Genomic DNA, 10,846 nt, shown 5'->3' with positions numbered 1-10,846 from the left:
CGCGACCAACTACTACGGCCGTGGCGCAGAGTACGTGACCACCTTCTACGGCCAGCTGGCCGCGGAGAAGCTGGGCCGCGACCTGGTGCTGCCGCGCGATCCTGTGCTGAGCGCCGCCGACCGCGCCAGATTCGAGGCTCAGGATGCGGTGCAGGCCATGCGCCTGCTGGCCGACCAGGGCCAGCGGGACCTGTTCCGCGCCTTCGCCCTGCACCTGGACGATACCGTGCCGACCACAGTCGAGGCGGCCCTGCTGATCGATGCGATCAAGAGCTACGGCGACCAGGACACCGCCATGAAGGCGGGCCGCGCCACCGCCCAGCGGGGACTGATCCTGGCCGACCGAGCCTACCCCTATCGCACGCCGCCAGCCGTGCCGGGCGCGCCCGAGCCGGCGCTGGTGCTGGGGGTCACCCGCCAAGAGAGCGGCTTCGATCCGTCGGTCCGTTCGGGCGCCGACGCGCGCGGGATGATGCAGCTGTTGCCCTCGACGGCCTCCATCGTGGCGCGGCGGCTCGGCGTCGGTTACTCGCCCGCCCGGCTCTACGAAGCCGACTACAACATGCAGCTGGGCTCGGCTTACCTGGGCGAGATGGTGAACCGCGTCTCCGGGTCCTACATCATGGCCGCAGCCGGCTACAACGCCGGGCCGGGCCGGCCGGCCTCCTGGGTCAGCTTCTGCGGCGACCCGCGCGCGGGTAGCCAGGATCCGCTGGACTTCATCGAGTGCATCCCGTTCTCCGAGACCCGCAACTACGTGATGCGGGTGATGGAGAACATGCAGGTCTACCGCGCCAAGCTGAACGGCGGCACAGCCCGGATCACCCTGTCGTCCGATCTGAAGCGCGGGGCCTATGGCTATGCGCCGACCGGGCAGTCGATCAACACCAGTGCGCCGTAGGGTGGATTTGAGTCGCCCTACCCCTGCGGGATAAGGCCGGGGATCGCGTCAGTCCCCCATCAGGCCATGCAGCATACTGTCGAGGGTGATCTGCATCAGTTCGTCGCGGTTGGCCCAGTCGAAGTTCGGGCGGCTGGTCATCAGGGCCACGACACCGTGGCAGGCCATCCACAGCACCTGGGCGGCGGACTCGGCGCTGCCCAAACGAAGGCGGCCGCTGGCGGCGACCTCGCAGACGACGCAGGCGAACGTGGCGAAACACTGGCGGCTGAGCTCGGCGGTGCCCTCCGGCAGCGGCTGGCCGGCCGGGCTGCTTCCGCAGTACACCAGCTGGTAGGTATTCGGATGCTCCAGGCCCCAGCGCATGTAGGCGTCCAGCATCATTCGCGTACGGACCACGGGGTCCAGGGGTCGCTCGGCGATCTCGCTGTTGGCGGCCAGCAGGTCGCGGTACGTGCGCTCGCAGATCTCGGCGAGGATGCAGCTCTTGTCCTGGAAATGCATGTAGAGCGCCGTGGAGGAGACCCCCACCTCGTCGGCGATCTTGCGGATGGTGGCGCCTTCGTAGCCCTCGGCGACGAAGATGCGCTCGGCCGCCTCCAAGATCTCCGCGCGCCGGAGGTGCCCATCCCCCTTCGCCTTGCGCGCGGTCTTCCGCGGCGCCGCCACAACTGCGCTCATGCAGACTCCCCAAGCCTAAGCGGCGACAGCGGACCTCAAAAGCGCTGGTGTGACAAGTCTTTGTGGCGGGCGTGACGTGCGGTAAGGGGCGGACGATGAGCGTCACCGCGGGAGACTCCGAAATCGCCCCCAGGGTCGCCGCGACCCCCGAGGTGATGCGCACCAGGAGCTGGTCGGACTACGCCCTGCTGGACTCCGGAGGCGGCCGGAAACTGGAGCGCTACGGGCCCTACACGGTGGTGCGGCCGGAGCCGCAATGCCTGTGGACGCCACGGCTGTCGGCGGCGCGGTGGGCGGCGGCCGACGCGGTGTTCGATCCGACTGACGACGACGAGGCGGGCAACTGGCGCTTCCGCGAGGGGCCGAAGGAGTCCTGGCCGCTGGCTTGGGGGCCGGTGACATTCCACGGTCGGTTCACCGCGTTCCGGCACCTCGCCTTCTTCCCGGAGCAGGCGGCCAACTGGGCGTTTCTGCAGGGCGCCGTGCAGGCGGCCCGCGAAGACGGTGGCCAGCCGCGCGTGCTCAACCTGTTCGGCTACACCGGTGTGGCCAGCCTGGTGATGGCGGCGGCGGGCGCGGCGGTGACCCATGTGGACGCGTCTAAGAAGGCGGTGGCCTGGGCGCGGGAGAACGCCGAGCTCTCCGCGCTGACCGATCGGCCGATCCGCTGGATCACCGAGGACGCCCGCAAGTACGTGCAGCGCGAGGTGCGGCGCGGCTCGCGATACGAAGGAATCATCCTGGACCCGCCGAAGTACGGGCGCGGGCCGGACGGGCAGGTGTGGCGGCTGTTCGATGACCTGCCCGAGCTGGCCGGCCTGTGCGCCGAACTGCTCTCGGAGAGCGCGCAGTTCCTGGTGCTGAACGCCTACGCCGAGCGGATTTCCGGCCCGGCGCTGGCGGGGCTCCTGGCTGAGAAGCTGGCCGGCCGCGGCGGGCAAATCGCCTGGGGAGAGCTGGCGCTGGAGGAGGATGCGGGCGACCGCGCGATCGGGATGAGCTTCTTCGCGCGCTGGACGAGGGAGGGGGCGCCGTGAACGGCCGAACGATCACCTCGCTGTCCAACGACACCGTCAAGGCCGTGCGCGCCCTGCACATGCGCAAGACGCGCGACGAGACCGGCCTGTTCGTCGCCGAGGGCTTGAAGACCGTGCTCGAGGGGATCGACGCCGGCCACGCGCCGCGGATCCTGATGCATGGGCCGCTCGCCGCTGAGCACCCGATGATGCGCAAGGCCCTGGCCGCGACCGCAGAGGCCGAGGGGCAGGTCATCGAGGTGACGCACGACATCCTGGCCAAGGTGTCGCGCCGCGAAAACCCCCAGGCGGTGGTGGGGGTGTTCGCCCAGGCGTTCGCCCCGCTCGCGGCGGTGACGCCTGGCCCCGCGAAGTGCGTGGTGGCCCTGCACCGGGTGCGCGACCCCGGCAACCTGGGGACCATCGTGCGCACGGCCGATGCGGCCGGCTGTGGGGCCGTCGTCCTGGTGGGCGAGTGCTGCGATCCCTACTCGGTGGAGGCTGTGCGCGCGACCATGGGCTCGATCTTCGCCGTGCCGCTGGTGAAGGCGAGCGAGCCGGAGTTCGCCGCCTGGCGGGAGAGCTGGCGCGGCCCTGTCGTGGGGACCCTGCTCTCCGCGGATCTCGACTACCGCGAGGCGGCCTACGCTAAGCCGGTGCTGGTGCTGATGGGCAACGAACAGCAGGGCTTGCCGCCGGAGATAGCTTCGCTCTGCGACGTCAACGTGAAGATCCCCATGCGCGGCCGGGCCGACAGCCTGAACCTGTCGGTGGCGACGGGGATCATGATCTACGCAGCGACGAGCTGATCGTCACTTCAGCGCGACACGGAGTTGCGCGCCGAGGAAACGGCCGCTGGTGTCGTAGCCGCGGGCCGCGGCCGCGCCCGTGGGTTTCTGGCCGGGCTGGATCCCGCAGAGGAAGCCGAGCGAACGGGTGATCTCGTCCTCGGTCTCCGACACGGAGGTCCTGGCGATCCCGGCCCGGCGCAGGGCGTAGTCTTCCGCGTCGCGGTAGGCCAGGACAATGCGGGCGTTGGGAGCATCGCCCGGGCGGCTGATGGCGGCCCTGGGCGCCAGGACCGCAGCGTGCAGCGCATCCTCGGCCGACCCGGCCTGGGCGGCGTCGGCCCCGGCGAGGGCGGCGATGAGGGCGAAGAGGGCTGCACGGCTCATGGAACGGCGCTCCGGGTTCATGATCACTCTACGCTCGAAATGGTGAGAGAGACGCGAATTCTCCAGCCGTGACGATGTCACAGATGGGCCGGCGGAACCGTCCTGGGGGACAAAGGAGCACTTCCATGACCCAACGACTGAACCCCCAAACCGTAGCCCCCAAGATGTTGGAGCCGCTGCTGGCCCTGGAGACCTATCTCGCCGCGAGCGGGCTGGAGCACAGCCTCATGCTGCTGGTGAAGACCCGCGCCTCCCAGATCAACGGCTGCGCCTACTGCCTGCACATGCATACCAGCGACGCCCTGGCCGAGGGTGAGACGGCGGCGCGGCTGTTCCTGCTCGACGCCTGGCAGGAGTCGAAGCTGTTCACGCCGCGCGAGCAGGCGGCCCTCGCCTGGACGGAGGCCCTGACCCATGTCTCGCAGACCCACGCGCCGGTTGCGGACTATGAGGCGTTGAAGGCGCATTTCAGCGACACCGAGATCGTCAACCTGACGGCGCTCATTGCCAGCATCAACAGCTGGAACCGGATCTCCATCGGCCTTCGCTCGCAGCATCCGCACGATCGTCCCGCGCGGAAGGCGGCCGCCTAGGTCTCAGGTTCCCCTGGGCTTGGCCCGGCTCGTCGCTTGGGCGGCGGCCGGGTCTTCGGGCCAGAGGTGTCTGGGGTAGCGCCCGCGCATGTCGGCGCGGACATCCTTCCACGACCCTCGCCAGAAGCCCGGCAGGTCCTGGGTGGTCTGAATCGGGCGGTGGGCAGGCGAAAGCAGCGACAGGGTGAGCGGGACGCCGGCCACGCTGGGATGCGCGCCCAGGCCATAGACCTCCTGCACCCGCACATCGATGCGAGGCCCGGCCTCGGCGGCGTAGTCGATGACGAAGGAGCTGCCGGTGGGCGCGGTCCAGCGGGCCGGCGCCTCGGTCTCCAGGCGGCGCTGGAGGTCCCACGGGACCAGCGCGCGCAGGGCGGCGTCGAGGGCGTCGGGCTTGAGCGAGGCCAGGGATCGCACCCCGGCCAGCAGCGGGGTCAGCCATTCGTCCAGGCGGACCAGCAGGGCCGGCTCTGACAGGTCGGGCCAGACGGCCGGATCGCGGGCATGGAGGAAAGTCGCGCGCTGGCGCAGGGACGCCGCGGCCTCGCCCCAGGGGAGGCCGGCCAGGCCCTCGCGACGGACGCGCTCCGCCAGCGCGCGGGCGACCAGGGCCGGGTCGGGATTGTCATCCACGCTCTCGCGAATGGTGAGACGCCCAAGGCGGACGATACGCTTGGCCCGCAGGCGCCCTGCCCCGCTCTCCTCCAGCCGCTCCTCGGTCTCGAACTGGCCGGCGAAGGCGTCGAGCTCGGCGGGGTCCAGGGGCGCGGCCAGCAGGATGCGATCGCGGCGCTCGCCGCCGCCCAACTCGGCCACCGCCAGCCAGGGTTCGCGGGCGAGCGCATCGGTGGGTTCGAGGAAGGCGCCGCGGCCGCTGACGAGCTGGAATTCGCCCTGCCCGCCGCGGGCCTTGGAGACGCGCTCGGGGTAGGCAAACGCAAGCAGCAGGCCATCACAGAGCGGCTCGCCCTTCCCTGCCCGACCGGTGAGCCCTGCCCACCGGTCGGCGAGCGCCCTGGCGTCGCGCGCCCGGGGCGATCGGTCTCGCTCGAGGCTCTCCAGGCGATGGCGGAGATCGGCGTCGCGGCCGCCAAGGTTTCGCTCGGTGACAAGCGTGGCGATGCGGGCGGCGCGCGGGGCCTGACCAGTCTCGGCCGCCTTCAGGACCATGTGGGCCAGGCGCGGCGCGAGCGGCATGTCCGCCAGCGCGCGGCCGTGCGGCGTGAGTACGCCCTCGGCGTCGAGGGCCTCCAGGCGGACGAGGAGCGCGCGGGCCTCGGCGAAGGCGGCGGCGGGCGGCGGGTCGAGGAAGGCGAGCCCGCCGGCGTCCCTGGCGCCCCAGCGGGCGAGGTCGAGGGCGAGACCGGAGAGGTCGGCGTCGAGGATCTCCGGATCGGCGTAGGCCGGCAGCGCCCGCGTCTCGGCCTCGTCCCAGAGGCGGTAGCAGGCGCCGGGCTCGGTGCGTCCGGCCCGGCCGCGGCGCTGGTCGGCGGCGGCGCGGGAGACACGGACGGTGGCCAGCCGCGTGAGGCCGCTGGCGGGGTCGTAACGAGGCACACGGGCCAGGCCCGCGTCGATGACCACGCGGACGCCCTGGATCGTCAGCGAGGTCTCGGCGATGGAGGTGGCGAGGACCACCTTGCGACGGCCCTCCGGCGCGGGCTGCAGGGCGCGGTCCTGGTCGCGGGGATCCAGCGCGCCGTAGAGCGGCGCGATGTCCACGTCCGGCCGGGCACGCTCGCCCATCCGCTGGGCGGTTCGCAGGATCTCGCCCTGGCCGGGCAGGAAGACGAGCAGGCTGCCGGGTTGCTCGCCCAAGGCGCGCTCGATGGCGCGGACGACATGCTCCTCCAAACGGCCCGGTCCAGCGAGGGCGGCGCGGCCGAGGTAGTGCGTCTCGACAGGGAACATGCGGCCAAGGCTCTCGATCACCGGCGCGTCGTCCAGCAGCCGCGCCACCGCTGCGCCGTCGAGGGTGGCGGACATCACCAGCAGGCGCAGGTCGTCGCGCAGCAGCTTCTGGGTGTCGCGGGCGAGCGCCAGGCCGAGATCGGCGTCCAGGCTGCGCTCGTGGAACTCGTCGAAGATCACGCAGGCGACGCCGGCCAGCTCCGGGTCGGAGAGGATCATGCGGGTGAAGACACCCTCGGTGACCACCTCGATGCGCGTGGCGGCGGACACCTTCGACTGCATGCGCACCCGAAAGCCGACGGTCCGGCCCACCGGCTCGCCCAAGGTCGACGCCATCCGCTCGGCGGCCGCGCGGGCGGCCAGGCGGCGGGGCTCCAGCACGACGATCTTGCCGCCCGCCATCCACGGTTCGGCGAGCAGTTCCAGAGGCACGACGGTGGTCTTGCCGGCGCCGGGCGGAGCCACAAGAACAGCGGCGCTGCCCGAGGACAGCGCCGCCTTCAGTTCCGGCAGGGCGTCGTGGATCGGCAGCACGGCGCCGCCGGCCGCCTAGCCCTGGCCTTCGGGCGGCTCGCCCACGCGGTGTGGCAACTCCCGCGGCTCGCCCTCGCCACCCGTAACCACGATGCCGCGGCCGAGCTTGGAGTTGCGCATGCCGTAGGCGAAGTAGAGCACGATCCCCACCACCAGATAGATCAGGAAGAAGTTGCGGGTGTGCTCGGTCGACATCAGGCTCATGAGCAGGATCAGGCACATGACCGCGCCCAGGATCGGCACCAGCGGATAGAGCGGGGTGCGGAACGGCCGGGCCAGCCCCGGGTCGCTACGGCGCAGGTACATCACCGTGATGCAGACCAGCGCAAAGGCGGCCAGCGAACCGACATTGGAGAGGTCGGCCAGCTTGTCCAGCGACAGGAACCCCGCCGCCAGCATCGCCGCGATGCCGACGATGATGGTGTTGATCCACGGCGTCTGGAACCGCTTGTGCACCGCGGCCAGCGACGGCGGCAGCAGGCCGTCACGGCTCATGGTGTAGAACACCCGCGTCTGGCCGTAGAGCAGCACCAGCATCACCGAAGACAGGCCGGCGATGGCGCCCACCTTCACCACGAAAGCGAACCACGGCAGTCCCATCTGGTCGGCCGCGAGCGCGATGGGCGCGGGCACGTCCAGCTGCTCATAGGGCACGATGCCGACCAGCACCGCGCAGGTCAGAATGTAGAGGATCGTGCAGATGGCGAGCGCGCCCAGGATACCGACCGGCATGTCCTTGCCGGGGTTCTTCGCCTCGGCGCCGGCCGTGGAGACCGCCTCGAAGCCCAGGTAGGCGAAGAAGATCACCGCTGCGGCGTGGATGACCCCGCCGATGCCGTACTTGTAGTCCGCGTTGCCCGTGACGACATCGCCCAGGGCGCGGCCGATCTGGGCCCAGATGCTCATGTCCGTGCCCGCTGGCCGGGCCGGAATTTCGGCGGGAACCAGCGGCGACCACTGGGACGTGTCGACGTACTGGAAGCCGATGACGATGAAGGCGACGACCACGGAGACCTTGATCGCCACGACGATATTGTTGACCAGGGCGGACTCGGTGACGCCGCGGATGAGCAGCATGGTCACCAGGCCGATCACCACGAAGGCCGGCACGTTCATCACGCCGGTTCCGAGGACGTTGCCGTCGTGGTCCTTGACGATCACCCCAGGCGCGGCCTGGAAGGCCGCCGGGATATCGATCCCGAAGTCGTGCATCAGGCTGACGAAGTAGCCCGACCAGCCCACTGAGACGGTGGAGGCCGCCAGGCCGTACTCGAGCACCAGCAGGAGGCCCATGACCCAGGCTGCGCCCTCGCCCATGGAGGCGTAGGTGTACGAATAGGCCGATCCCGACACCGGCAGCGCGGAGGCAAGCTCGGCGTAGCAGAGGGCCACGAAGGCGCAGAGCGTACCGGTGATGACGAAGGAGATCATGATCGCCGGTCCGGCGAACTGGGCCGAGGCGCGGCCGGTCAGCACGAAGATCCCGGTGCCGATGATGCAACCTATGCCCAGGAGCACCAGGTTGATCGCTCCCAGCGAGCGCTTCAGCTCCCCGTGCTCATGCTCGGACTGGATCTGTCCGACCGACTTGCGCAGGAAGATGCGCGCCATTCCGTTCGCCATACGGCTGTTTCCCAAAACGATTCTGCCCTCGCCGGGCGTGGCGGCACGCTAGACGCGCGCGCAGGAACCGGCAATCGGGGCGCGACGACCTCGGCCCAAGGCTCAAGCCTGGAGAGGGGCGACGTGCGGCATGCCGGGCCATGGCTGACACCAGCTTCCCACAACTGCCAATTGGTGTTTCGCTCGCGGCAATACCGGGAGTAGGTTCGTCGGGTCGCCTGCTTCGGACCAGGACGCGCGACAGCATTCCCGGCGCCGGGGCCATCGACGCTTTCGAAGGCGATGGAATTGAGCATGCCACGGGTGGCGACAAAGTCCCCAGGTCAGAAGACGGCCGAAGCCGCCGTCGATACCTTCCGCGAGGACCTTGGTCCGTTCGTCGTCGCGGCCGAAACCACACGGATGCCCATGGTGTTCACCGACGCGAAGGCGGAGGGTCACCCCATCGTCTTCGTCAACGACAGCTTCCTCGCCCTGACCGGCTACCCTCGGGCCGAGGTGCTCGGGCAGCGTTTGGACTTCCTGTCGTCGCGCGGCCCCGATTGCGAAGCTCGCATGGAAGCTGCGTTCGCGGCTGGTGCTGAGGATGACACGGAGAGCTATTACCGCCGCAGGGATGGTACAGTCTTTCGCGGCGCCCTGACCATCAGCCCGGTCCGAGACGAGGCGGGAGATGTCGTCCAGCACTTCATTTCGCTGGTGGACCTCTCAAAGCACGAGCGTGAGGAAGAGCGGCTGCGCTTTCTTCTCGACGAGTTGAACCACCGCACCCAGAACGCCCTGGCGACCGTGCAGTCCATCATCGTGCAGACCTTGCGCGGGAGCCCCGACCGGGACCTGGTCGAGACCCTGGAACGACGCATTTTGGCGCTGTCCAAGGCCCACGGTCTCCTGGGGCGCGACAACTGGGACGCTGTCCCGCTGCGCGATGTCCTGGATGCGATATTGCGACCGCTCGCCTTGCGTGGATCGCAGACGGGGCCTTCGCGTGTGTCGATCGAGGGCCCGGACGTCCGCCTGTCCCCGAAGGCCGCCCTCACCCTGGCTCTGGTCCTGCACGAGATGACCACCAATGCGATCCGCCACGGCGCGCTATCGAATGGACGCGCCGGTCAGGTGGATATCCACTGGGGCATGGTTCCAACATCCGCCGGGGACCAGATGCGGCTACGGTGGAAGGAGAGCGGCGGACCGCGGGTGGCTCCGCCGACCCGACGGGGCTTCGGCTCCCGCCTGCTGGAGGATGCACTGGCGCAGGAGGTGCACGGCGAGGTTAGCCTGGAGTACGCCCCCGCTGGCATGGTCTGCACGATCACCATGCCTGTGTCTGGCGCACCAGGAGCGGCCCAGCGTGGCTACTAGCTCACTCGCTGGCCGCCGCATCCTCGTGGTCGAAGACGAGATGCTGGTGGCGCTACTGCTGCACGATATGCTCACTGACCTCGGCTGCTTGGTCGTCGGACCAGCCGCCAGCGTCGCCGAAGCGCTCGCGATGATTGAGACAAAGCCGCTCGACGCGGCGATCCTCGATGTCAATCTCGAGGGGCAGATGAGCTATCCCGTCGCCGATGCCCTGATCGCGCGCAGCCTCCCTTTCGTCCTCTCCACTGGGTATGCCTCCAACCGGCTGCAGGAAGGCTATCGGACGCTGCCGGCGCTGCAGAAGCCGTACCACGCGACGGAACTGCGCGAGGCGCTGGCGAGCGTGCTGGCTCCAGCAACGCCCAGCGCTGATCGCAAGCCGGCGCCACGGCGTCCCCCATTGGCAGCCTGAGGGGAGCGGGTCAGGGCCTCAGCGATATGAGGCTGCACATAGCTGGATTGGCGCAGACCGCTGGTCACGCCAGCGCGGCGTCTGGCCAACCTGGACCAGGAACTCCCCATGTGACGCTGCCTCACCGCTCGCTTCCCCTGTGCGCAGTCGATGGCTAGCATGCGGTCGCTGGATGGAGGCCACCCCGATGCACAAGTCCGCGATCGTCTTGCCCGGTCAGGTCGAGTTCCTGTCGGACGAGTGGCTGGCTGAGGCCGAGCGCTTCGCACGTGAAACGGTCAGGATCCGCGCCGAGCGGCTGGGCGGCCGCCCCTTCTCCATCAGCGAGCGGTTCACCGACGCGCCGCCACACCTGAAGTTCGACGGCGACGTCGCGACCTGGTCCCTGCGCTACGACGGCGAGAACGTGAGCGTGTCGCGCGCCTTCGACGATGGCGCCGACGTCCGCGTCGATGGCGACTATCAGGCCGCGCTCAGCCTCGCCCAGTTCGTCGGCGTGCTGGCGCCCGGTGGGTCGGAGATGATGTGGCGCGAGACGCGGCACATGTTCGGCAAGGACGCCGTTCGCGTGGCTGGCGCGGCGCCCGAGGGCTACGCCGCCACGGTGCTGGGACTGCTGCACGACCACCTCGGCCGCC

The 10,846-nt window shown here is 69.9% G+C and carries 11 protein-coding genes; 7 read left to right on the top strand and 4 right to left on the bottom strand.

Going from position 1 to position 10,846, the window contains the following annotated elements; translation table 11 throughout:
• Positions 1-901, top strand: a 901-nt coding sequence (locus QZV94_RS18670) for a lytic transglycosylase domain-containing protein (protein WP_293680248.1), incomplete at its 5' end; no start/stop codon positions are given.
• Positions 902-949: 48 nt separating this feature from the next.
• Here QZV94_RS18670 and QZV94_RS18665 read toward each other — a convergent pair.
• Positions 950-1,582 (bottom strand): TetR/AcrR family transcriptional regulator, encoded by a 633-nt coding sequence (locus QZV94_RS18665; RefSeq protein WP_293680245.1) that lies wholly within the window; start codon positions 1,580-1,582, stop codon positions 950-952.
• Between the two features lie 122 nt (positions 1,583-1,704).
• On the opposite strand from QZV94_RS18665, the gene QZV94_RS18660 reads away from it, so the two are divergent.
• A complete protein-coding gene (locus QZV94_RS18660) occupies positions 1,705-2,619 on the top strand; it encodes a class I SAM-dependent methyltransferase (RefSeq protein WP_293680254.1) in 915 nt (304 codons plus the stop codon).
• Positions 2,616-3,407 (top strand): RNA methyltransferase, encoded by a 792-nt coding sequence (locus QZV94_RS18655; protein WP_293680242.1) that lies wholly within the window; start codon positions 2,616-2,618, stop codon positions 3,405-3,407. Before QZV94_RS18660 ends, QZV94_RS18655 begins: the two co-directional genes overlap by 4 nt.
• A gap of 3 nt (positions 3,408-3,410) precedes the next feature.
• Here QZV94_RS18655 and QZV94_RS18650 read toward each other — a convergent pair whose 3' ends face one another.
• Positions 3,411-3,773 (bottom strand): hypothetical protein, encoded by a 363-nt coding sequence (locus tag QZV94_RS18650; protein WP_293680239.1) that lies wholly within the window; start codon positions 3,771-3,773, stop codon positions 3,411-3,413.
• 125 nt (positions 3,774-3,898) lie between these two features.
• On the opposite strand from QZV94_RS18650, the gene QZV94_RS18645 reads away from it, so the two are divergent.
• The gene (locus tag QZV94_RS18645) at positions 3,899-4,366 is read left to right on the top strand and encodes a carboxymuconolactone decarboxylase family protein (protein WP_293680236.1); all 468 of its coding nucleotides are present in this window, start codon (positions 3,899-3,901) and stop codon (positions 4,364-4,366) included.
• A gap of 3 nt (positions 4,367-4,369) precedes the next feature.
• Here QZV94_RS18645 and hrpB read toward each other — a convergent pair whose 3' ends face one another.
• Entirely contained in the window at positions 4,370-6,811 is a 2,442-nt protein-coding gene (hrpB, locus tag QZV94_RS18640; protein WP_293680233.1) for an ATP-dependent helicase HrpB, read from the bottom strand.
• A 15-nt stretch (positions 6,812-6,826) separates the two neighbouring features.
• Entirely contained in the window at positions 6,827-8,422 is a 1,596-nt protein-coding gene (locus tag QZV94_RS18635) for an APC family permease (protein WP_293680229.1), read from the bottom strand.
• Between the two features lie 306 nt (positions 8,423-8,728).
• Here QZV94_RS18635 and QZV94_RS18630 point away from each other — a divergent pair, with 306 nt between their 5' ends.
• The 3 genes from QZV94_RS18630 to QZV94_RS18620 all read left to right on the top strand — a co-directional run.
• Positions 8,729-9,796: an HWE histidine kinase domain-containing protein gene (locus tag QZV94_RS18630; protein ID WP_293680251.1), complete on the top strand. Its 1,068-nt coding sequence runs from the start codon at positions 8,729-8,731 to the stop codon at positions 9,794-9,796.
• A 25-nt stretch (positions 9,797-9,821) separates the two neighbouring features.
• Positions 9,822-10,208, top strand: coding sequence for a response regulator (locus QZV94_RS18625; protein WP_293680223.1), 387 nt, complete (start codon positions 9,822-9,824; stop codon positions 10,206-10,208).
• A 187-nt stretch (positions 10,209-10,395) separates the two neighbouring features.
• On the top strand, positions 10,396-10,846 hold a 451-nt coding region (locus QZV94_RS18620; RefSeq protein WP_293680220.1), incomplete at its 3' end, for a hypothetical protein.

The sequence above is a fragment of the uncultured Phenylobacterium sp. genome (genome assembly GCF_902826855.1).
Taxonomy (GTDB): domain Bacteria; phylum Pseudomonadota; class Alphaproteobacteria; order Caulobacterales; family Caulobacteraceae; genus Phenylobacterium.
Note: the sequence above shows the minus strand (reverse complement) of the source record. Positions and strands in the feature narration are given on the sequence as shown.